Annotated in this window: 20 protein-coding genes; 16 read left to right on the top strand and 4 right to left on the bottom strand. The window is 38.0% G+C overall.

Annotation, left to right across the window (positions count from 1 at the left end; all coding sequences use genetic code 11):
* Positions 1-78: 78 nt before the first annotated feature.
* Positions 79-1773 (bottom strand): tetratricopeptide repeat protein, encoded by a 1695-nt coding sequence (locus ACFIM8_RS02425; protein WP_375614434.1) that lies wholly within the window; start codon positions 1771-1773, stop codon positions 79-81.
* Between the two features lie 95 nt (positions 1774-1868).
* Entirely contained in the window at positions 1869-2945 is a 1077-nt protein-coding gene (locus ACFIM8_RS02420; protein ID WP_375606428.1) for a polyprenyl synthetase family protein, read from the bottom strand.
* A gap of 179 nt (positions 2946-3124) precedes the next feature.
* On the opposite strand from ACFIM8_RS02420, the gene ACFIM8_RS02415 reads away from it, so the two are divergent.
* The 7 genes from ACFIM8_RS02415 (at position 3125) to ACFIM8_RS02385 (ending at position 10047) form a co-directional block, all read left to right on the top strand.
* Entirely contained in the window at positions 3125-3913 is a 789-nt protein-coding gene (locus tag ACFIM8_RS02415) for a tRNA1(Val) (adenine(37)-N6)-methyltransferase (RefSeq protein WP_375614433.1), read from the top strand.
* Between the two features lie 189 nt (positions 3914-4102).
* Positions 4103-4954, top strand: a complete 852-nt coding sequence (locus ACFIM8_RS02410; protein WP_375614432.1) for a S49 family peptidase — start codon at positions 4103-4105, stop codon at positions 4952-4954.
* 220 nt (positions 4955-5174) lie between these two features.
* Positions 5175-6083 (top strand): 4-(cytidine 5'-diphospho)-2-C-methyl-D-erythritol kinase, encoded by a 909-nt coding sequence (locus ACFIM8_RS02405; RefSeq protein WP_375614431.1) that lies wholly within the window; start codon positions 5175-5177, stop codon positions 6081-6083.
* A 279-nt stretch (positions 6084-6362) separates the two neighbouring features.
* Entirely contained in the window at positions 6363-7004 is a 642-nt protein-coding gene (locus ACFIM8_RS02400; protein ID WP_375606424.1) for a ribonuclease HII, read from the top strand.
* Positions 7001-7963, top strand: a complete 963-nt coding sequence (locus ACFIM8_RS02395; RefSeq protein WP_375607815.1) for an L-threonylcarbamoyladenylate synthase — start codon at positions 7001-7003, stop codon at positions 7961-7963. Before ACFIM8_RS02400 ends, ACFIM8_RS02395 begins: the two co-directional genes overlap by 4 nt.
* Before the next feature lie 2 nt (positions 7964-7965).
* On the top strand, positions 7966-9375 hold the full coding sequence (locus ACFIM8_RS02390; protein WP_375614430.1) for an FAD-binding oxidoreductase: 1410 nt from the start codon (positions 7966-7968) through the stop codon (positions 9373-9375).
* 144 nt (positions 9376-9519) lie between these two features.
* On the top strand, positions 9520-10047 hold the full coding sequence (locus ACFIM8_RS02385) for a DUF6101 family protein (RefSeq protein ID WP_375609082.1): 528 nt from the start codon (positions 9520-9522) through the stop codon (positions 10045-10047).
* 1086 nt (positions 10048-11133) lie between these two features.
* On the opposite strand, the gene purD is transcribed toward ACFIM8_RS02385, so the two are convergent.
* Positions 11134-12408, bottom strand: a complete 1275-nt coding sequence (gene purD / locus ACFIM8_RS02380; RefSeq protein WP_375606420.1) for a phosphoribosylamine--glycine ligase — start codon at positions 12406-12408, stop codon at positions 11134-11136.
* Between the two features lie 90 nt (positions 12409-12498).
* Here purD and ubiA point away from each other — a divergent pair, with 90 nt between their 5' ends.
* Positions 12499-13503 carry a 4-hydroxybenzoate octaprenyltransferase gene (ubiA, locus tag ACFIM8_RS02375; RefSeq protein ID WP_375606419.1) on the top strand — a complete coding sequence of 335 codons (1005 nt, stop codon included), beginning with the start codon at positions 12499-12501 and terminating at the stop codon, positions 13501-13503.
* Between the two features lie 482 nt (positions 13504-13985).
* Here ubiA and pdxH read toward each other — a convergent pair whose 3' ends face one another.
* Positions 13986-14609, bottom strand: coding sequence for a pyridoxamine 5'-phosphate oxidase (gene pdxH, locus ACFIM8_RS02370; protein WP_375609083.1), 624 nt, complete (start codon positions 14607-14609; stop codon positions 13986-13988).
* Positions 14610-14930: 321 nt separating this feature from the next.
* On the opposite strand from pdxH, the gene ACFIM8_RS02365 reads away from it, so the two are divergent.
* The 8 genes from ACFIM8_RS02365 to ACFIM8_RS02330 all read left to right on the top strand — a co-directional run bounded on the left by ACFIM8_RS02365 (position 14931) and on the right by ACFIM8_RS02330 (position 23560).
* On the top strand, positions 14931-15833 hold the full coding sequence (locus ACFIM8_RS02365; protein WP_375606417.1) for a DnaJ C-terminal domain-containing protein: 903 nt from the start codon (positions 14931-14933) through the stop codon (positions 15831-15833).
* Positions 15834-15961: 128 nt separating this feature from the next.
* Positions 15962-16780, top strand: a complete 819-nt coding sequence (gene fabI / locus ACFIM8_RS02360) for an enoyl-ACP reductase FabI (RefSeq protein WP_375609084.1) — start codon at positions 15962-15964, stop codon at positions 16778-16780.
* A 147-nt stretch (positions 16781-16927) separates the two neighbouring features.
* Positions 16928-18016, top strand: a complete 1089-nt coding sequence (aroC, locus tag ACFIM8_RS02355) for a chorismate synthase (RefSeq protein ID WP_375614429.1) — start codon at positions 16928-16930, stop codon at positions 18014-18016.
* A 15-nt stretch (positions 18017-18031) separates the two neighbouring features.
* Positions 18032-19144 (top strand): 3,4-dihydroxy-2-butanone-4-phosphate synthase, encoded by a 1113-nt coding sequence (gene ribB / locus ACFIM8_RS02350; RefSeq protein WP_375606414.1) that lies wholly within the window; start codon positions 18032-18034, stop codon positions 19142-19144.
* A 7-nt stretch (positions 19145-19151) separates the two neighbouring features.
* Positions 19152-19406, top strand: coding sequence for an exodeoxyribonuclease VII small subunit (locus ACFIM8_RS02345; RefSeq protein ID WP_375606413.1), 255 nt, complete (start codon positions 19152-19154; stop codon positions 19404-19406).
* 236 nt (positions 19407-19642) lie between these two features.
* Positions 19643-21550 carry a 1-deoxy-D-xylulose-5-phosphate synthase gene (dxs, locus tag ACFIM8_RS02340; protein ID WP_375614428.1) on the top strand — a complete coding sequence of 636 codons (1908 nt, stop codon included), beginning with the start codon at positions 19643-19645 and terminating at the stop codon, positions 21548-21550.
* 16 nt (positions 21551-21566) lie between these two features.
* A complete protein-coding gene (locus ACFIM8_RS02335) occupies positions 21567-22310 on the top strand; it encodes a TlyA family RNA methyltransferase (protein ID WP_375606411.1) in 744 nt (247 codons plus the stop codon).
* Positions 22307-23560, top strand: a complete 1254-nt coding sequence (locus ACFIM8_RS02330; protein WP_375614427.1) for a class I SAM-dependent RNA methyltransferase — start codon at positions 22307-22309, stop codon at positions 23558-23560. The genes ACFIM8_RS02335 and ACFIM8_RS02330 overlap by 4 nt, the downstream gene beginning before the upstream one ends.
* The last annotated feature ends 308 nt before the right edge of the window (positions 23561-23868 follow it).

Raw genomic sequence — 23868 nt, 5'->3', positions numbered from 1 at the left:
TATATTGGACTAAACAAAAAAACAAAGTAATTTTAGTTTCTCTATTTATTATTCATGTGGTTTATGGTTAAGCATCGTTTATTGCAAACCAAATTTCAACTTTTCTTGAATTTGTTCAGAATTTTCTGGTTTTCCGTCAATTGCGTGGTTCCATTGAAAGATTGCTTCACGTTTACGTCCAACTTTCCAATAGGCATCCCCTAAATGATCATTCAGTGTTGGGTCTTCAGGTTGTAATCTGACAGCATTTTCTAATATTTGCACTGCTTTATTATATTCTTTTAGTTTATAATAAGCCCACCCTAAAGAATCGAGAATATGACTGTTGTGAGCTTGCAAAGCAGAGGCTTTTTGTAGCATACGGAGCGATTCTTCAAGCTTCTCACCACGTTCCACAAGGGAATAGGCTAAATAATTAAGAACCTGCGGTTGATTTGGGAAAAATTCAAGTGATTTTCGCAAGTCAAGTTCTGCTTTTGGCCATTGCTTTAAACGTTCAAAAGCAATACCACGCTGATAAAAGAGTTTCCAATCGTCCTGCTGAAAGTTTTTTATCTTTGTAATAGCGTAGTCTAGAGTTTTAATAGCCTCAAGAAATTTATTGTCCTGCATATAAAAAGCAACGAGCGTTATCAAAATATTACGATCATTGGGAAATTTTTTATTTAACAATGTGAGTAATTTTATTGCTTCTTTGTAATTGTTGTTATTGGCAAGAAGGAATGCAAGATGAAGTTGTCCATCTTTATAATAAGGAGATTTAGGGGATAAAGCGCGATAAAGTTTAATTGCTTGATGTGGATCGTTCAATTTAGCAGAAATGTGTGCGAGCTGAAACAGTGTTGCGTCATTTTGAGGGTATAAGGCGAAAGATAATTGCTTAAAAATACGTGCAATTCGCCCTGAGTTTTTGTAGTTGAGGGCTGTTCCAAAATTATATAATACCTCGGCTGCTCCTTGTTGAGGTGTTTTAATAACTCTCTCTAAGAAAGATTTTTTTTCAATTTTTTCTTGAAAGTTTTTAAGGACTTCTCGACCTGACAACATTTGTTCGCCATGCTGGATTGTTTGAAGGGCTTGGTTGCGCATATTATGGCGCAATTGGAATGAGGCATAGGCTATGATAATACGCTCATAAGTATTAGGAGCGATAAGAGTTCCCTGTTTGTTACTCAGTGCTTTAATGAAATATTTTTTTGCATCCTTTGGCCGTTCTGCAAGGTCGCTCATAAGTGCTAGATGATAAGATATAAAAAGATCATACCAGACAGGACCTTTGAGTTTCTTAAGATCATCGATTGCCTGAGATTTGTGTCCAGATCCAAATGTAATCCAAGCACTAATTAATTCAGGTATTGGATTATTGGACGTAGGAAGTTCCTTTAATTTCAGAAGAGCCTTGGCATTCTTATAATCTTTTTTGATGAGACTTTCTACTGACAAAGTTAAGGAAACAAAGGGAGTTATAACATCGTTCTCTTTGAGTTTTTGGGCTTGTTGGACAGCTTCTTTAAAGTTTCCGACCGAGAGCATAGCTTCAAGGAGCTCTTTTTGTGTTTCAATGTTATCAGGTTGATAAACCAGTGCTTGTTTAAAATAATTGATAGCAAGTTCTGTTTTATTTTCATGATTTGCAACCCTTCCAGCTAAATAAGCACCTGTAAATGAGCTTGTATGAGTTGCTGCACTTATTTTACTGTAGGTGAGGGATGGCATCAGCATGATACCCACGATAAAGAGGGCAAAAAGTCGAGATACCGTTGCAGAGCACATGGAGCTAATCCTTTTCAAGATAATCAATTGATGGTGTTGTTTATAGATCATATCTCATTACTTTGTTGAGAAATACTGCGATTCTTGCAAAGAATTCAGTTTACGCGCGCAATACAAAATTCAACAGTCTCAACGAGAGCATTATAAGCAAGATTTTCATTCATGGGAACAAGAGCATCAATTGCATATTTTCCATAGATGCGTGCTTGTTCTATTGTATCTGTGATACTATCATACTTTTCCATTAAGTGTTGTGCGTGTGCGAAGGATTCATCATTATTATTGCCATCTTCAAGTGCCTTTTTCCAGAAATCTTTTTCTAGCATATTCCCACGCTCATAGGCGAGAATAACAGGCATTGTGATTTTTCCTTCTCTAAAATCATCCCCTATATTTTTTCCTAAGTTTTGAGCACTACCGCTATAGTCAAGTGCATCATCAATTAATTGGAAAGCTAAACCTAAGGATGTTCCATATTCACGTAATGAAGAACGCTCTTTATTTCCATAGCCAGCAATAATGGGTCCTACTTCAGCGGCTGCTGAAAAAAGTGCTGCTGTTTTTGCATCGATGATTTTGAGATATTCTGAAGGGCTGGTTTTTATATTTTTTGCGGCAGAAAGTTGCATAACTTCTCCTTCAGCAATAATTGCAGCAGCGTTGGCTAGGACAGAGAGCGCTTCTATGGAACCGACATCGACCATCATTTTAAAGGCCTGCCCCAATAGGAAATCACCAACAAGTACACTTGCTTGATTCCCCCAAATCATACGTGCTGTAGATTTTCCACGTCGTAAATTACTTTCATCAATCACATCATCGTGTAGTAATGTTGCTGTATGCATAAATTCAACAGCTGTTGCGAGTTTTATATGCCCGTCACTTTGATAACCGAACATATGAGCAGAAGCGAGCGTAATCATTGGGCGTAATCGCTTTCCACCTGATGAAATAAGATGGTTAGAAATTTCAGGGATCATCTCAACCTCTGATTTTGCCATAGAGAGAATAAATTGATTTACGCAATCCATATCTTTTTGAGTAAGATTGACAAGAGATTGAAGAGAAATTTGATTATTTCTTATTTGTTTTGGTTTGATAGCTGCACTCAATGTGTTTACTCCTAGAGTATTGCAATGGACATATATAAAATTTACTTTATTCATTAGCATAAAGGGGGTTTGGTTTTGACTCAAGCTTTTGATGTCGTTTAAAAGTGTTAGCTTGGAATGTTATTGGCAAGAAATGTTCTTTAGCGAGTGTAATCTTATTGTTATAAAATAATAAAAAATTTAAAATAGCAGCTGAATGGCAAAAATGCAGTTTATAAAGGTGAGCATTAGGCTTTTAAATGGATAAAGCAGCGAATCAGAGTGGTGAAACAATTGACAGTTTTCACCGCGGGAAATTTTATTTGGTTCAACCCCATAAATATGGTCATCGTTCTGGAATGGATGCGATGTTATTAGCTAGTTTGGTTCCAAGTGATTTAAAGGGCAAGGTTGTTGATTTAGGTGCTGGTGCTGGAGCTGCAGGACTGGCTGTTGCTTCGCGTTGTCTGAAAGTTCATGTTACCTTAGTTGAACGTTCGGCTTTTATGATATCTTACGCTCAAAAAACGCTTATGCTAAAACAAAATAAACAATTTGCTGGCCGCATTTGTTTGCTAGAAGCAGATGTTACTTTCAAAGGGAATGAACGTATAAAGGCAGGTTTGATAGATAATAGCTTTGATTTTGCGATTATGAATCCACCTTTTAATAATCCTACTGATCGCAAGACACCTGATCAACAAAAGTCTGAAGCACACGTTATGCCTGAAGCGATGTTTGATAACTGGTTGCGGAGTGCAGCAGCGATTGTCAAGCCAGGTGGATACTTAGGGCTCATTGCACGGCCACAATCACTGGCAGATATTTTGCGTGCTTTAGAAGGGCGCTTTGGTGGTATTTGCATCGTTCCTGTGCATGCACGTGCAAAGACAGCAGCAATTCGTCTTTTATTTTACGCAAAACGAGGAAGCAGAGCAGCTTTATCTATTTTACCGGCACTGGTGATACATGAAGATAATGGTCATACTTTTTCACCACGGATTGATGCAATTAATAATGGATATATAAGCTTGTGGGAACTTTTGTAATGGTATCTTGTGTTTTTCAGTTTATTCTTTAAAGTCTACACTTTGTTACTAGGGAGGTTTAGCTTTTGTATGAAATTATATTTCTGGTTGTAATGTGGGGATTGATTGGCGCTTTTGGATGGTATCGCGTTGTTCCTTTTTGTTGTCCTGTCCTCTTTAATTTTTCTTAACTTATAAGGAGATTTTGTTTTGATTGACGTTATCAAGAAACTTGTTCCCCATCGTTTTTCTTCCAATAAACTAGAAATTCCTGTCGTTCGCCTTCAAGGGGCGATTATGGATTCATCAGCATCTATATCTCGTACGCTTTCCCTTAGTAGATGTGCTAGTCTTTTAGAGAAGGCTTTTGCGTACAAAAAAGCACCGGCTATTGCCCTTATTATCAATTCTCCTGGAGGTTCACCTGTACAATCGCGTTTAATCTTCAAGCGTATTCGTGATTTGGCAGAAGAAAAAAATAAAAAGGTTCTTGTATTTATTGAAGATATAGCAGCATCCGGTGGTTATATGATTGCTTGTGCAGGAGATGAAATTTTTGCAGATCCTTCTTCGATTGTTGGTTCCATTGGGGTGGTTTCAGCTTCCTTTGGTTTTCCGGAACTTTTAAAGAAAATTGGTGTGGAACGGCGCGTTTACACAGCAGGAAAGAACAAGGTTACACTAGATCCATTTCAGCCTGAAAAAAAGGCGGATATTGAGCATTTGAAATCTCTCCAACTGGAAGTACATCAAACTTTTATCGATTTAGTTAAAGAGCGGCGTTCTACAAAATTATCAAATGATTTGAATCTCTTTACAGGAATGTTTTGGAGTGGAAAAAAAGGCGTTGAACTTGGTTTGATTGACGGATTGAATGATGTACGTTCTGTTATTAAGGAGCGCTTTGGTAATGATGCAAAACTTCGACTTATTATGCCTCCAAAAAGTTTTTTAAGCCCTAAAACGCATTCAGGAGTGACTGCTCATACAGTTTATACAGCAGTTGACAGTGCGTTGATGGCAGCAGAAGAGCGGGCACTTTGGCAGCGTTACGGTTTGTGAGGCCAAAAATCATTCGAGAGGAGATTTTATCTAAAAACAGATGATAGAAAAAAAGCTTGAAATGATACGAAAGTTTATTTTGTATAAGAATTCTCCATATTTATTACTTATTTAGAAAACAATTAAGAATATTTCAAGCTGTTTATAGGGTTTATGCTACAGGTATGAATGAAAGGGGCATATTTATAAAAGAACTCTGTATAGGTTAATATTACGTCATATGATATCACATGTAAAAGCTTCGATCCAAAGACATTCTTATGTATTTACACCCATTAAATTGAATTTGGCTTTGCATGTTGTGGGGCAACGTGCTGATGGTTATCATTTAATAGAAAGTTTGGTTTATTTTAGTCTTAGCGGTGATTGCTTACACTATGCGTCTTGTGAAAGTGACCAGTTTGTTTTAACGGGGCCATTTGCAAAAGGGCTTGTTTCTCATTCAGATAATTTGGTTATTCGTGCACGAGATTTTATGCATAAGACTTTTCCTGAAAGTGCTCAACCTGCGTTTTTTCGACTTGTAAAAACATTACCTGTTGCCTCAGGTATTGGTGGTGGCTCAGGTGATGCTGCTGGGGTTGTAAGCATGTTGTATCAACAGTGGAATCTTGATTGCCCTTATGAAAAATTAGCAAAAATGAGTTTAGTTCTTGGTGCTGATGTACCCATGTGTCTTTTTGCATTAGAATATCAGCAGCCCCTTTTGGTTAAAGGGATTGGTCAAAAGATTATACGATTACAAGAGGCTTGTTCACTGGCAATGGTATTGGTTAATCATGGACAAGAAATTTCAACACAAGCTGTTTTTAAAGCGTTAGAGAAGCGTCATCATCCTTCTTTAAAAATTGATTCAGTCGCTTTAAAGACTGTTGATTCATTGGTTGAGGTTTTACAAGAAACGCGTAATGATCTTTTTTCTCCGGCATTAAAAATGGCACCTCAGTTAGCCGAAGTGTTATCTGTATTAGATGAATGTGGGTCTCTTTTTTCTCGTATGTCTGGAACGGGGGCAACTTGTTTTGGCATTTTTAAAAATCAACAAGCAGCGCAAAAGGCAGCTCTTTTTATCAAATCAATGTACCCAAATTGGTTTGTAAAACCGATCATAACTTTAGGAACTATTTGAGAAATAAAAACTTTTATTTTGTCTTGATTCTACTATACATAATGAAAAGGGTAACTAAAGAAATCTACTTTTTGTTTTTTAAACAAAATGAATACATGCTAGAATAATTTTTTAGAAGAAAAATGGACAATAGGATACTCTTTATCTCATGGTTTGTTTTTATCTTTTGTGTAAGAATTCGCAGAATGTTTGAAAAGCCATTTAAAACTGTAATGCTTGCAAAAAATAAGTAGGTTACAGAAATAAGTGTATATTTGTTGTATTTGTGATTTATCAAAGATGTTTAATTTGCCGCTTCAGCCAAATTTCTTGTGTGAATTGAATTTGCAGAAACAGGGTTTTTTTCATATAGCTGGTGTTGATGAAGTAGGACGAGGACCTCTCGCTGGACCGGTGGTAACGGCAGCAGTTATCTTGGATAAAGGTCATATTCCTGATGGATTAAATGATTCAAAAAAACTTTCTTTTCTTCAACGAAGTAGACTTTATCATGAAATTTTGCAAAGTGCATTGGCGGTTTCAGTTGCTAGTGTTTGCGCTCGTACAATTGATCAATCTAATATTAGACAAGCAACTTTAGAAGCAATGCGTCGCTGTATTAAAGGATTAGCTGTTTCAGCCCACTATGTACTTGTTGATGGACGTGATATTCCCTCTGGGTTGTCTTGTCCCGCAATTGCGTTGATTAAGGGCGATCAGCGTTCGGTTTCAATTGCAGCCGCATCTATTATTGCGAAGGTAACGCGTGACCGGATGATGGAATGTGCAGGACAAGTTTATAAAGGCTATGGTTTAGAGAAGCATGTAGGATATGCAACGTTAGTTCATCGTACGGCTCTTAATAAATATGGTCCAATCGTAGGATTACATCGTTATAGTTTTGCACCACTAAAAGAACGTTATAGGAATGATGTATCATGACGATTCTACCACTCAATAGCGCTTCAATAAAAGAGGCAATAGCGCTTCTTGAACAAGGAAAGTTAGTAGCGTTACCAACGGAAACTGTTTATGGATTAGCAGGCGATGCGACCAATGGGAGGGCAATTTCTTCTATTTATTCTACAAAGGGTCGTCCGCAAATTAATCCTCTTATTGCGCATGTCAGCGGCATCGAAATGGCGGAACGTTATGTTAAAATCGACTTTCTTTCACGCCAATTAATGGAGGAATTTTGGCCAGGGCCTTTGACATTGGTTTTGCCTTTAAAGGAACAGCATAATATCCATCCTTTAACGACTGCCGGTTTGAATACATTGGCTATTCGTTTTCCAGACAGTCGTTTTGCGGAAGTTGTACAATATTTTGGACGCCCACTTGCTGCTCCTAGTGCGAATCAATCAGGACGTCTTAGTCCTACTTCCGCTGAGGCTGTTTTTGCATCTTTGGGGGAATCTGTTTCTTTGATATTGGATGGAGGATTTTCTAGAATAGGGCTTGAATCAACGATTATTAAGATTTGTGGTGAAAATATTTATCTTTTGCGTCCAGGGGGGCTTGCGGCTGATGAAATTGAAGAAGTTGTGGGGAAGCCTTTAAAACGGATAGATCAAAGGGCGGCAATTGAAGCTCCTGGGATGTTAAAGTCGCATTATGCTCCCAATGCCACGGTTCGTTTGAATGTAGAAAAGGTGGAAAGTGGTGAAGCGCTTTTAGCATTTGGTTCAAAGCGTGTTATGGGGGCTGAAAATGCTGTTTCTATTTTAAACCTTAGCGAAGATGGAAAATTGGAAGAGGCAGCCTCTCATTTATTTCAATATATGAAGGAATTAGATTCATTTAAAGTGAGATGTATCGCAGTAGAACCTATTCCATCATACGGATTAGGAGAGGCTATCAATGATCGTCTTATACGGGCTGCGGCTCCAAAGGAGAAATGAATATGGAGCAGGAATTAATTGAGGGGTTTAGGGAAATTGTTGGAGCCAAGCATGCTGTAACAGATCAGACGTTGATTGCACCGTATTTGCTTGAAGAGCGTGGGCTTTTTCATGGAAAAACACCTTTACTTTTACGTCCATCTTCTTGCGCAGAGGTCTCATCGATTATGCAGTTAGCGAGCAAAACGCACACACCGATTGTACCACAGGGGGGGAATACAGGGCTTGTGGGGGGACAGCAACCAGATGAAAGAGGAGAGGGCGTTCTTTTATCCATGGAGCGATTAAATAAGATTAGAGCTATAAATCTTGAAGGAAATTTTGTTGTTGTAGAGGCTGGTGTTATTTTACAGGATTTGCAGAAAAAAGTGGATGAATCAGGTCGTTTTTTCCCTCTTTCTTTGGCATCTGAAGGTTCTTGCCAAGTAGGGGGAAATCTTTCGTCAAACGCTGGAGGGACAGCTGTTTTGGCTTATGGCAATATGCGTGATCTTTGTCTTGGTTTGGAAGTTGTTTTACCGGACGGGCGTATTTTAGATGATTTGCGTTTTGTTAAAAAAGACAATAGCGGTTACGATTTAAAAAATCTTTTTATTGGTGCAGAAGGCACATTGGGTGTTATAACCGCAGCCGTTTTGAAGATTTTTCCAAAAATAAAAGGAAAAGCAGTTGCCTTGGTGGGATTATATAGTCCGGCGAAAGCTTTAGAGTTTTTATCTCTGGCTCAAGAATATGGAGGAGGGATGTTGACAGGTTTTGAGCTTATGTCAAAGCTCAGTTTGCAAATGGCTTTAGATTATAAGATGTGTGAGAAGCCTCCTCTCCAGCAGAAACATGAATGGTATGTATTAATGAACATTTCATCGTTGCAAGGCAATGATGAGGCGTTATCGGTATTGAGTAGTATTTTAGAAGAAGCTTTAAAGAATGCGGTGATAGAAGATGCAGTTATTGCGCAATCTTTAAAACAGCAAGATTTTTTTTGGCAATTACGAGAAAGTATATCATCGGCACAAAAGTTGGCGGGAGGATCTATTAAGCACGATATTGCAGTACCGCTTGCTTCCATTCCTGATTTTATTGCTGAAGCTGCACTTATTGTTGAAGATATTTCTCCAGGAGCAAGGGTGGTTTGTTTTGGACACATGGGTGATGGAAATTTGCATTATAATGTTACACAACCTGTAGGGGCTGATACGACAGTATTTTTGCAGTTATGGTCAACAATGAACCATCGCATTCATAGTTTAGTGATGAATTATAAAGGTGCATTTTCTGCTGAGCATGGAATTGGTCAGCTTAAGCGCGAAGAACTTCGTTCTTTTAAATCGCCTGTCGCATTGGATATTATGCAAGGGATTAAAAAAACGCTCGATCCTTTAGGGATAATGAATCCTGGAAAAGTATTATAATTCAAGAATGGTGATCATGCATTTTTGTTTAGATTTTAATAACCAAAAAAGAAACCAGTTGTTTTTTATTCAAACTTTTAATAATCCAATGAGAAAAAGCTGCTAAAGGGTGTATGTTATTTAAGATAAATTGGGATAATGTATATGGCTAATCAATGCTTTAATCAGGCAAAAGCGGTGCTTGAATTTCGGTTAGATCCGTGCCATTTGCCACAAACTACGACATATTTTTCATCCAAAACGGGCAATAAGGTAATTTGTTCGTTAAATGAGCGTGGTGTTTCTTTTAAAACGGATATGCCTTCAAGCTTATCGCATTTAATACCTCCTTATCATTTTCAAGGAATTGCAGCACGTACCGTAAAAACGCGTTCAGGAGAAAGAGCTGTTGCATTAGAATTACTTCATGCAGATGAGGAAGCTTGTATACCGCTTTTGGTTTCCAGAGATTTGAATAATGTTCTTCTGGATTGGCGGTTATGGGCGGATACTTATGGCCTTCCCATGCTTATGATCAATGAAGATAATCGCATTCTGGTTGTAAAAGATCGTTCTGATTTACATCGATTTTTTGGTACAACATCGTATTCTAGACAAAAGCGTTTTTTACTTCGTTATAGCAATCCGTTCGGCTTGCGTTTGGTGATTGCGAATCGAATCGCACTCCAGTGATATTAATATGCATTCATTGTTGTACTACCATCAGCATTTATCTTGTTGTGCCGTAAAACATCGTTGTTTGGGGCGGTAACATAAGGGGTGTAAACTTCACACATGAAGTGTTTTTAGAAGATATGGCGAATATTCTTAAGTTTGCTTGTAGGTCTTTGTGTAAGTGCAGCATATGAGTGGGAAGCAAGAGGACCCCGCTCAATGAGAATCCAGACTTTTACAGACGGGATTTGGTGTGACTTTTGGTTCTTGAAAACAAAGAGGAAGTCAATGATTGTAAATGAGAGTTTTTTGACACCATACATTGGCAGCAGGAATCTATTATGTAAAACGCTTTTTTCGGAGAGGTGAAAACGGCTTTTGTACCAATAGAAACTGTTTTTTGCGGTATAATTTTGGGTTTTTGCCACATTATTAAAACATCAGAAAATTACTGGAAGTGTTTTTAAATTTTTTTTAATAAATCATTTCTCCATTTTGAATGAGAGCTTTGAATATTGCAGAACATTCTTATTTCATCTCTCTTTTATAATCAAAATCATTTAGATAGAAAGGGTTATCGTAATATTGAGAGTTGGAAAATACAAAGATGGTATCGGTTTTTATCTTTATTCCAGAAAGATGGCAGAATGGATTTATACTATTTGCAGGTAGTGTCGTAAAATGGGAGTGATGAGCATGAGAGATATTGTTTAAGAATTTGTATGTGAATAACATAACTATCTTTTTTGGGCATTTTATTTTTCGTAAAAGCGGAATTTCATTAAAAAACGCGATAGATAAAAGAAATGATAGTATATATGTTTTTCTTCAGGATTTTATAAAAAAGAAAGTGTTTATAAAAATGAATGAGAAAATACGTTTAAAGTAAAGATAACAGTAAAATGATCATTTTATATTATATTCTCAGATTCAGAATTTTTTCCTATTTCATCATGAGTAGGTATCCTATTTACAATATTTGATTGTTCAAAGGAAAGCACACTCATTTTTTCAAAATTATGGTCAACGTAAAACAGTGAGAAAATTTGTGTATCATGCTCTTACGTGAAATCATCAAATTGTAAAAAAGAATAGTCAAAGGATTTAGTTTTTTCGCGCAATAGCTCGCCATCCGATATCGCGACGAACAAAACCCTCTGGCCAATCAATATAATCAACGGCTTCATAAGCACGTTTTTGTGCTTGCGTAATCGTTTTTCCTGTTGCTGTTATATTGAGAACACGTCCACCATTTGCAATGAGTTGTCCATTTCGTAATGCTGTACCAGCTTGAAAAACTTTCACATCGGGAAGAGTATCTATTTTATCAACGTTACGAATAACAGTCCCTTTTTGGGGAGAGTCTGGATAACCATTAGCAGCCATAACAACGGTGAGAGCAGTCTTTTCAGACCACTGAAGAGGTTTATTTTCAAGATTTCCTTGAGCTGCGGCAAGAAAAATTGGTAGAATATCATCTTTAAGGCGCATCATTAAAACTTGACATTCAGGATCACCGAATCGTACGTTAAATTCAATTAATTCGGGTCCTTTTTGCGTTATCATCAAGCCGACGAAGAGAATACCTCTAAAGGGGGCGCCCATTTCGTTCATGCTTTTTAAAGCTGGTTCAACAATTTCTTTAAGGGTACGATTCACTATTTCTTGGGTCATGATGGGTGCTGGTGAATAAGCACCCATACCACCGGTGTTTGCTCCAGTATCTCCATCTCCTACACGCTTATGATCTTGAGCAGATCCAAAGGGAAGAGCAACTTTACCATCACAAAGGCAGAAGAAGCTTGCTTCTTCACCTTCCAGAAAAGATTCTACAACAATTTTGTTTCCTGCATCCCCAAATGCACTTTTGAAGCAGGCATCAACAGCGTTAAATGCTTCTTCTATAGTTGTTGCAACCACGACACCTTTGCCGGCAGCTAAGCCATCAGCTTTAATAACAATGGGAACACCTTGTTGATGAATGTAAGCTTTGGCTCTAGCGGCATCATTAAAGCATTGGTAACTTGCTGTAGGAATGTTATTCTTATGACATAAATCTTTTGTAAAAGCTTTTGAACCTTCTAGTTGAGCAGCTTTTTGAGTAGGACCAAATACACAGATGTTAGCGCTATTAAGAGAATCTGTTATACCTGCAACCAATGGTGCTTCTGGTCCTACAATCACAAGATCAATAGAATGTGCTTTACAAAAATCAATAATAAGGGGGTGATCATCAATGTCTAAATTAATATTTTCACCAAATTCTGTTGTTGCAGGATTTCCAGGAGCACAATATAACTTTGTTAGCAGTGGTGATGCTGCTATTTTCCATGCTAAAGCATGTTCTCGTCCACCTGAGCCAATAAGAAGAATATTCATTGCTTGCTCCTCTCATAGAAGATGATTAATTTCATCTCCTTCTCATAAGAATGAAATGTCTCTATCGCAAGACTAAAGGTAAATCATTTGATGAAAAAAAATAAAAATATCGCACCTGTTCAGTCCTATAATAGCCAAGGACGGGTTATGGATGCATCTTCCAAACAATGGGTCTATAGTTTACTTCCCTGTTCTTTATGGTTTTATGCGCAATTGGCGCGTTGGGATCGGCCTATCGGATGGCAATTGTTGATGTGGCCTTGTTTTTGGTCAACAACAATGGCTTTTCTCTCTTATGAAATGCATTATGATACTCTTTCATCAATGTTGCTTCATTGGGTTTGGTATCTTTTTCTTTTTTTTCTAGGATCCATCGCTATGCGAGGGGCAGGATGTACTTGGAATGATCTTATTGACCATAAAATCGATTCTCAGGTAGAAAGAACACGTTCTCGCCCATTGCCGACAGGTCATGTGAGTCGGTTTCAAGCAAAAGTTTTTATACTTGTGCAATGTTTGGTTGGTTTAGGCGTTTTATCACAATTTAATAGGTTTAGTTTTTTTCTCGGTATTTCGTCATTGATAGCTGTTGCATTTTATCCTTTTATGAAACGCGTAACATATTGGCCGCAGTTTTTTTTAGGCGTTGCATTTAATTGGGGGGCATTAATGGGGTGGGCTGTTGTCTTTGGAAGTTTAAGCTGGTCACCGATTTTGCTTTATGTGGGATCAATCTTGTGGACCATAGGATATGATACAATCTACGCCCATCAAGATAAAGAAGATGACGCTACGGTTGGTGTGCGTTCTACAGCACTTCTCTTCGGTAAAGAAACCAAGCGTGCTTTAGTATTTTTGTATGGTGGTTTTGTACTGTTCGTGAGTTTAGCATTTTATTTAGCTGAAGTCCCTGTTCTTAGTTTTTTTGGGGTTTTTGTGGCAAGTATCCATATGTTTATTCAAATTAAAGTTATTGATATAGATGACAGTGCGCAATGCCTCAGGCTTTTCAAATCTAATTCGCTTATTGGTCTTGTGATTTTTGCTGGTTTAGTATGTGGTGGTATATGGATGATGTTTTATCCTGCAGCTTAACAACAAATTAGATAAAATCATATATTCTGATGATGAGGAGAGGAATGAAAATACAAAGATACTTTCATTAATTTTAAAGTGTATTATTTTTTCATGTTCAAAGCTTTTTGTATTTTATGATTATTTTTATTCCAGATCTTTCTGGTTTGAAATAACGATTTTTTCAAATTTTATTGAAATAAAAATAGACTTTAGGAGGAATGAACAACTTTTTTAATTGAAAGTGCACTTTCTCTTATCAGAAATTACAAAAATAAAATCATAATTTTTGTTGAATATCGTGTTTTCTCTTAAAAAAGCTTGTTGCGCATCTATTGTCTTCAAGCAATGCAGTAGGAGATATTATCAACCAACTTTTATAGTGAAAATAAAACTTTTCTATTGAAAGGAAACTAATCATTTTGTTTTAGAAATTTGCAAATAGAAAATAGTCATTGAACCCTTAGGAAGACAAAGTCTTCATAACGATAAAGCTTGAAGGATTAAGGATAAAGTTTTTGTTTTTTCCAATTGCTGTGTTCAACACAATCACGCGTAAAAAGCAGACGATCATGTAAACGAAATGGGCGATCACACCAGAATTCTATAGAAAGGGGTTTAACACGAAAACCAGACCAATAAGGTGGTCGTGGAATATTGCCTACTGCATAACGTGCAGTATATTGAGCAATTGCTTTTTCGAGCACAAAACGATTGTCTAATGGTTGAGATTGTTTAGATGCCCATGCCCCAATTCGACTCCCACGTGGTCGCGATTGGAAATAGGCATCCGCTTCCTGTTGACTTACTTTTTCAACAATGCCTCTAATTCTGACCTGACGACGGAGCGATTTCCAATGAAAACCTAAGGATGCCTTCATTGATTTTAAAATTTCTTGTCCTTTACAGCTTTCATAATTGGTATAGAAGACGAATCCTTGGGGACTGTAGTCTTTGAGGAGAACCATACGAACATTAGGAAGTCCTGTTTCGTCTACTGTTGCGAGTGCCATAGCATTCGGATCATTTATTTCGCTTATTGTTGCCTCTTCAAGCCATTTTGCAAAAAGTTCAAAAGGTTTTTGCATTTGCATAAAATGATCATCTGTTGGGATTTTATCGCTCATAGTGTCTCCAAATGTCAGCGAGCATGGGTAAGGCATTTTCTTATTTACTTTGTCATCTCGAAGTAAAGTAGCATTTTTTCCTATTTTCAAAAAGTCAATGCTATCGTGTATTTTTATAGTGGTTCCATTATTTTTGTCTTTAGCATAGACGATAATGAGCTATATTAAATAAATATCTCATTTTATCTGGTATTTTAGTTTATTGATAGACATATAAAGAAAGAAGAAATTATTCTCTAGAATAGATTGATAAAGTTATGAGGGATATTGAAAACATATCCGTTGATATTTTGAAAACCAAAAAATTGAAAAGAGGGCAATATGCGTGATCCCTACACGATTCTGGGTGTGGCACGTACCGCAAAATCGCAAGAGATTAAATCAGCATTTAGAAAATTAGCAAAGAAGTATCATCCAGATCACAATAAAGATGATGCAAAGGCTAAAGAAAAGTTTGCTGAAATTAATCAAGCTTATGAAATTATAGGTGATAAAGATAAAAAAGCACAATTTGACCGCGGTGAAATTGATATGGAAGGAAAACCACTTTATCAAGCCTATGGTGCTGGTGAGAATTTTAACAATAAACAAAATCCTTTTTCAGGAAGAGCGAGAGGATTTGATTTTTCCTCTTCAGGTGGTGCAGGTTTTGATGCGAGTGATATTTTTCGCGATCTGTTTGGGGGAGGCGGTAGCTTTTCGAATTCCACACACTATAATCGCCCTCAACAAGGAGCACATATTCGTGCTAATCTTGCCATAACATTAGAGCAGATGGTTGGCGCAGAAAAGGTGGAAGCCGTTTTTCCTAATGGAAAAAAGTTAAAAATTAAACTTCCAGATTATATTGAAGACGGGCAAACTATTCGTTTAAAAGGTCAGGGAGAAGAGGTTCCTCATGGGCAAGCAGGAGATGCATTAATAACCATTCAGATTCAAAAACATCCTCGTTTTCGGGTTGAAGGAAGGGCACTTCATCTTGATTTACCAGTTTCTCTTAAACATGCTGTTTTGGGAGCAAAAGAAGAAGTTGAGACATTGGAGGGACGTGTGGTTTTAACGATTCCTGCTTGGTCAAGTTCTGATCGCGTTTTACGGTTGAAAGGAAAAGGACTTCGTTTAAAAAGTGGTACAAGAGATGATCTTTATGTGCATGTTCGTATTATGTTGCCGGAAGGTAAAAATGTTGCGCTAGAACAGTTTTTGCAAATGCAAAAAGATTAAATTTTAATTTTTTTTATATATAAAGCATAGTTTTTGCTTGATTTTAAACCAATTACTTGAAGAAAAAGTTGACCTGTGTCATAGGCAAATGAATAATATTAATTTTAAGTAACAATGGGGCAGTGCTAATGGCTAAGGGTAATGGTTTATTGTACGGTAAGCGTGGCTTAATTTTAGGGTTGGCCAATAATCGCTCCATCGCTTGGGGAATTGCTAAAGCGGCGAGTAGCGCAGGGGCAGAGCTTGCTTTTACCTATCAGGGTGAAGCCATGAAAAAGCGTGTTGAGCCTTTGGCTGAAGAATTAAAGGGATTTGTTTGTGGACATTGTGATGTTTCTGACGGTGCTTCTATTGATTCAGTCTTTAGAGCCATAGAGAAGAAATGGGGCAAACTCGATTTTTTAGTTCATGCTATTGGTTTTTCTAATAAAGATGAATTAAGTGGTCGTTATGTTGATATCAGCGAATCAAATTTTATGATGACCATGAATATTTCCGTTTATTCCCTAACAGCTCTAACAAAGCGTGCAGAAAAGTTGATGCCGGATGGCGGTTCAATCTTGACACTGACCTATTATGGTGCAGAAAAGGTTGTTCCCAATTATAATGTCATGGGGGTTGCTAAAGCAGCTCTTGAAGCGAGCGTGAAGTATTTAGCGGTAGATTTAGGTCCCAAAAATATTCGTGTTAATGCGATATCTGCTGGACCGATTAAAACGTTAGCAGCTTCAGGTATTGGTGATTTCCGTTATATTTTAAAATGGAATGAATATAATGCTCCATTACGCCGTACAGTAACAATTGAAGAGGTTGGTGATTCTGCTCTTTATTTTCTTTCAGATTTGTCTCGTTCTGTTACTGGTGAAGTTCATCATGTCGATTCGGGTTATAATATCATAGGTATGAAAGCAGTTGATGCACCAGACATTTCTGTCGTTAAAGAATAAAGTTTGGTTTATAGGGTTTTATTGAACAGCGGTAATTTGACCAAATTAAAAGCGGCTGAGAGTATTTTGGAACAAAGAGCTGTCTTGTGTATAACTCAACATATGTTGTCGTTGGCGTATATTTGACAGAGAAACGGATCTTTTTTCATGTCGCATAATACATTTGGTCATTTGTTTCGTGTAACCACATGGGGTGAAAGTCATGGTGCTGCTCTTGGTTGTGTCATTGATGGTTGTCCGCCTGGAATTATTTTTACTCTTGCAGAAGTTCAAGCTTATCTTGACAAACGGAGACCAGGACAATCCGTATATACAACGCAGCGACGCGAATTGGATCAAGTAGAAATTCTTTCAGGAGCTATCGCTCAGGACAATGGGACGGCATTGGTTACAACAGGTACACCAATTTCTCTGTTGATTAGAAATACAGATCAGCGTTCGAAGGATTATAGCTCGATTGCCCATCAATATCGTCCAGGACATGCGGATTATACTTATGATATTAAATATGGCATTCGTGATTTTCGAGGAGGAGGGCGTTCTTCGGCAAGGGAGACAGCAGCACGTGTTGCAGCGGGTGCATTTGCACGTAAAATTGTTCCTGGTTTGGTGGTTCGAGGAGCAGTGATAGCAATTGGTCCTCATAATATTAATCGTGATCGTTGGGATTGGTCAGAGGTTGATAATAATCCTTTTTTTACACCTGACGCAGAGATGGTTCACATTTTTAGTGATTATATCAGTAAACTCCGTAAAGAGGGGACATCTGTTGGTGCGGTTGTTGAGATCGTTGCAGAAAATGTTCCGGCAGGTTTAGGAGCACCTATTTACGCAAAACTGGATCAAGATATTGCATCCTTCCTTATGTCGATTAATGCAGTAAAAGGAGTTGAAATTGGGGATGGTTTTGCGGCAGCCCGCATGAAGGGAGAAGAAAATGCCGATGAAATGCGGATGGGAAATGATGGAAAACCACTTTTTTTATCCAATCATGCTGGTGGTATTTTAGGGGGAATATCGAGTGGACAGCCAATTGTTGCACGTTTTGCTGTCAAGCCTACTTCATCAATTTTAACGCCTCGTCGCTCTATTGATGTTGATGGTCATGATGTAGATGTTATAACGAAGGGACGTCATGATCCATGTGTTGGGATTCGCGCTGTTCCCATTGGTGAAGCGATGGTTGCTTGTGCTATTGCGGACCATTATCTAAGACATCGCGGTCAAGTTGGGTGAGTGAGAAGGTGAATAATGGTGTATGATGAAGAAAAAATTGTTTCTGCACTTAAAGCTTTTGAACGCGGTGAAATTGTTGTGGTGACAGATGATGATGACCGTGAAAACGAAGGTGATTTAACTGTTGCTGCTGTCCATTGTACAGAAGAAAAGATGGCATTCATCATTCGCCACACAACAGGGATTGTTTGTGCACCTATGCCAAAAGAAGAAGCACAACGGTTTCATCTTGCTCCTATGGTGCCAGATAATAATTCAGCACATCAGACCCAGTTTACTGTTACTGTGGATTTTAAACATGGGATAACGACGGGTATCTCCGCACACGACCGCACATTGGCGGTTCGCAATCTTGCTAATCCAAATGCTGGTGCTCACGATTTTATTCGTCCAGGACATATTTTCCCTTTGATTGCGCATGAAGGCGGGGTTCTTATGCGTTCAGGTCACACGGAAGCGGCTGTTGATTTATGTAAATTAGCTGGTTTACCGCCAGTTGGTGTTATTGGTGAGTTGGTCAATGATGATGGCAGTGTTAAACATGGAGATGAAGTTACAAAATTTGCACAAGAACATCGATTGCATATGATAACGGTTGCGGATTTAATCGCTTATCGTCAGCGCAAAGAAATGTTGATCAGGCATGTTGGAGAAATGGCTATTGAAACACCAGTAGGACCTGCTATTGTTCAGAGTTATCAACTCCCTTGGGAAACAGTTCAGCATGTTGCAATCGTTTTTGGTGATCTTGGTGATGGTGAAGATATTCCTGTACGTTTGCATCGTGAAAACATTATGAATGATGTTTTTGGTCAAGCGTCAGATGTTACCGCTATCATGCAGCGTATGATGGAAAAAGAAAAACGGGGTGTTTTTGTTTATTTACGTGAAGGATCAGTTGGTATTGATGAAAAATCAGCTATGAGCATTCAGGAAATGGCAAAAGACGGTTCAGAAAACCATATACAGGCAATTGAACGTGAAGAAGAATGGCGACAAATTGGTTTAGGATCACAAATTTTGAAACATTTAGGAATCAGTTCTGTTATTGTTTACACTTCTAAAGAACGTCATTATTTAGATTTAGAAGGTTTTGGAATTCGTATATCCAGAATAGATATTTTGTGAGGTTCATATGAAAAAAGAAATACAAGAGGGGGATATTACGACCTTAAGTTTTGAGCAAGCGCTGAAGCAACTTGAAGTTATTGTTGAAAATTTGGAACGTGGCGATGTGCCTTTGGAACAATCCATAGATATTTATGAACGTGGTGAAGCGCTTAAAAAACATTGTGAAAAACTCTTGAAAGTTGCTGAAGCTAAAGTTGAAAAAATTCAACTTTCAGAAGGAGGTTCTCCAGAAGGAGTAGAACCACTTGATGCTCAATAGTATTAAACTATTTTTGGATATTTATTGCGGGATTAAGCAGTGCAATAACCTTATTTATAGAAAGCAAATTTTATTGGTTTCTTTTTTATAAAATAAGTTAAAAATGAGAAAAATCATAAATCATCTCAAATAGAGATTTTTCAGTAAAAAAGATGCAAAACTGTCAATGAAAGAGTAGAGAAGATGTATTTTTATCGTTGCGTTCTCTTAAGTTAAGGTGATAGGAGGGAGTTTTTTTGTCTCATATCTTAACACCATTGCTTGACCGTATTTGTTTCCCGCAAGATTTGCGGGCTTTGCCTGAGTCTGATTTGGTACAGTTGGCTAATGAGTTGCGGGCAGAAACAATTGATGCGGTTTCTGTAACAGGTGGTCATCTTGGGGCAGGACTTGGTGTTGTTGAGCTCACTGTTGCATTACATTATGTTTTTAATACACCAGAGGATAGGATTATTTGGGATGTTGGTCATCAAACCTATCCACATAAGATTTTAACGGGGCGTAGAGAAAAAATACGTACATTACGTCAAGAGGGAGGATTATCAGGTTTCACAAAACGTTCAGAAAGTGTGTATGATCCATTTGGAGCGGGCCATTCGTCTACTTCTATTTCGGCGGGTCTTGGCATGGCGGTAGCGAGTGCTTTGAAGGCAGAGACAAGACGCAATATTATCGCTGTTATTGGTGATGGTGCAATGTCTGCGGGCATGGCTTATGAAGCAATGAATAACGCTGGTGCTTTGGATGCGCGCTTGATTGTTGTTCTTAATGATAACGATATGTCTATTGCACCGCCTACAGGTGCTATGAGTGCACATCTTGCACGACTAGTTTCTCGTCCTGCTTATCGTCATTTGCGTGAACGCGTAAAGATGTTGAGCGAAAAATTGCCAAAGTTTTTTTTGGATAAGGCACGTCGTTCAGAGGAATTTGCGCGTAGTTTTTTGGTTGGGGGAACGTTATTTGATGAGCTTGGCTTTTATTACGTGGGACCCATAGATGGGCACAATTTAGGGCATTTATTACCCGTTTTAAAAAATATTCGTGAATGTCCTAATGGTCCAGTTTTGGTGCATGTCGTCACCCATAAGGGAAAGGGATATCCACCTGCAGAAGCATCTTCTGATAAATATCATGGTGTTAATCGTTTTGATGTTACGACAGGAAAACAGGTTAAAGCATCAAGTAATACTCTACCCTATACCAAGGTATTTTCTGAAGCCTTATCAGAAGAAGCGCGCCATGATGATAAGATTGTGGGCATAACAGCAGCGATGCCAACAGGGACAGGACTTGATGCTTTTGCAGAAAAATTTCCTGAAAAAATGTTTGATGTTGGTATTGCTGAGCAACATGCCGTAACTTTTGCGGCAGGACTTGCTTGTGAAGGGTATAAGCCTTTTGTTGCAATTTATTCTACTTTTTTACAGCGTGCTTATGATCAAATTATTCATGATGTATCAATTCAAAAATTACCGGTACGTTTTGCTATTGACCGAGCAGGTTTTGTGGGGGCAGATGGTGCAACACATGCTGGAAGTTTTGATATTGTTTTTTTGTCCACTCTTCCTGAGTTTGTTGTTATGGCACCTTCAGATGAGCTTGAATTGATGCATATGGTACGTACAGCTGCAGCCTATGATCAGGGTCCCATTTCTTTTCGTTATCCACGTGGTGAAGGTCTTGGTATAGATTTACCGCAACGTGGTGAGTTATTAGAAATTGGAAAAGGGCGCGTTCTGCGTGAAGGAAATAGGATTGCTTTGGTTTGTTTTGGAACGCGGATGTCAGAAGTGTTGCAAGCTGCTGATGCGTTGGAGGTTGAAGGATTATCTACAACAGTTGCAGATGCACGGTTTGCAAAACCTTTAGATAAGGATTTGATGCGTCGTTTGGCACGTGAGCATGAAGTTTTGGTGACAATTGAAGAAGGTGCAATCGGTGGGTTTGGAGCACACATATTACAATTTTTAGCGCAAGAAGGGCTCTTAGAGCATGGTTTGAAAGTTCGTACACTAAAACTTCCTGATGAATATTTGAGTCATGGTTCACCAGAAAAAGTTCTTTCACGTGTCGGACTTGATGCTATGGGTATTTTAAATACGGTTTTTACTGCTCTGGGACGCGAGATTCGAACGGGATAGAAAATTCAAGTATGAGATGGCTTCCAGAAAAAGGCTCGATATTCTTTTAGTTGAAAGAAACTTTTTTACGACACGTTCACGTGCACGTGATGCAATTATACGCAAAACTGTTAAAGTTAATGGCAAAATAGTTTTTAAAGCTGGGCAAATTGTTTTTGATGATGCAGAGATTTTTGTTTGTGATCCAGCGCAAAATTATGTGTCCCGTGCGGCATTGAAATTGATTTCTGCACTTGATGCATTTCCGATTGTAACCGATAAAGTGACAGCCATTGATGTTGGGGCATCAACAGGTGGTTTTACACAAGTTCTCTTAGAGCGTGGAGCGGCCCATGTCATTGCTGTTGATGTTGGGCATCATCAATTTGATGCACGTTTATTGGGCAACAGGGCTATAACGTTATTAGAAGGCTTAAATGTTAGAGATTTTCAACAGGAACATTTAGGCGGTAGGGAAATTGATCTTATCGTTTCCGACGTCAGCTTTATTTCTCTTAAACTTGCATTGCCTCCCGTTTTATCTTTAGCCAAGAAGGGTGCTCAAGCTGTTTTATTGGTAAAGCCTCAGTTTGAGGTTGGTCGTAAGCACCTTGGAAAGGGAGGAATATTAAATCCATCAAGTGCTAAAAAAACCGCTGAGGCACTTTTTATCTGGTTAGATACTCAAACAGGGTGGCGTGCAAAAGGTTTACTTCCTTCACCCATTACAGGTGGTGATGGCAATGTGGAATATTTACTATTCGGAGAAAAACAAGAGTGAACGATAATGTGATAATCGACTATATTGGAGCAAATGGTTATGGTACTTCCAAGACGTCCCACGGTTTTATTTATGTTCCTTTTACTTTACCGGGAGAGTGTGCTGAAATTACTGTTCATGGAAAATATGCAACATGTATAGCATTAAAAGAAAAATCACCAGAACGTGTTGATGCTCTTTGTCAGCATTTTGGAGAATGTGGAGGGTGTGCTCTTCAGCATTGGCATACTGATGCTTATTGCGTATGGAAACGACAATTAGTTGTTGATGCACTTAAAAAGTATGGACTTAATAATGTTGTTGCGCCTTTAATAGAATGTAAACCCTATAGCCGACGTCGGATGACGTTAACAGCATCCATGACCCCACAGGGGCAAAAAGTTGGTTTTAATCGTTATCTCTCTCATGAGATTATAGCTCTTGAAGAATGTCCAGTGACGCGTTTAGAGATTATGTCTAAACTAGATGATATCAGGTCACTTTGTGCTCTTGTAAGCAATCATGCCAAACGGTTTCATATAACGATAACATCTGTTGAAAACGGTTTAGATATCGCTTTAAGCGGTTGTGTTATACGCGATGAGCGTGTTCGTCAGAAAATGATCAGTGCTGCTCTTTCATATGGGATTATACGTTTATCTGTTGACGGAGAAGTTTTGGTTGAGCAAGAAAAACCATTGGTTTATTTTGGAGATGTCCGTGTTGAATTTCCTTCTGGTGGTTTTCTTCAAGCAACTTGTGAAGCTGAACATATAATGGGCAATATTATTTTGACTCATTTAAAAAAAGCAAAGAATGCTCTTGATTTGTTTTCAGGGGTAGGAACATTTGCCTTGCGTATGGCAAAAAAGATGAATGTTCATGCAGTAGAAAATAATGAAGATGCATTAAGAAATCTAAATACAGCAGCACGTTTTGCAACTGATTTAAAAACAGTCACTTGTGAAAAACGTGATCTTTTTCGCCATCCACTTTCTGTAAAGGAACTTGAGTGTTTTGAAAGCGTTGTTTTTGACCCTCCTCGCGCTGGAGCAGAGGAACAAGTACATGAACTGGCAAAGGCAACAATATCACGTGTTGTGGCAATTTCGTGTAATCCCGTTACATTTGCTCGTGATTTATCTTTTCTTGTTGCAGGGGGATATACAGTAGAAAAAATCATACCAATTGATCAATTTTTATGGTCGCCACATGTCGAAGTTGTTGCTGTTTTGAGCAAAAATAAAAAGAAGAAAAGTTGGAAGCTTTAGCCTGAAAGTTTTTTTGATATAATTCATTTGAGTATTATTATAAAATCTCTCTAAAATTTATCTACAATAATAACCTTTTTCTCGTTGAGTTAACGAGCACTGAATGTAGAAAGTGTTTTTTATTTTAAACTTTTTTATTATGAAACATAAAAGATAGTTGCTCCACTACTCCATACAAAAGACGAATGTATCATAAAGAAGGTGTATTTAAGCAAACACCATCGTAATATTGGCCACTTCCTAATGTTGCTATAGCTCTTGGCACTTGAGATGGTTCATTATAGGTATTTTTAGTTCTTTCTTGTACA

The organism is Bartonella sp. AC535YNZD (genome assembly GCF_042196625.1).
Taxonomy (GTDB): Bacteria; Pseudomonadota; Alphaproteobacteria; order Rhizobiales; family Rhizobiaceae; genus Bartonella.
The sequence above is the reverse complement of the archived record's forward strand: the minus strand, read 5'-3'. Positions and strand labels throughout refer to the sequence as shown.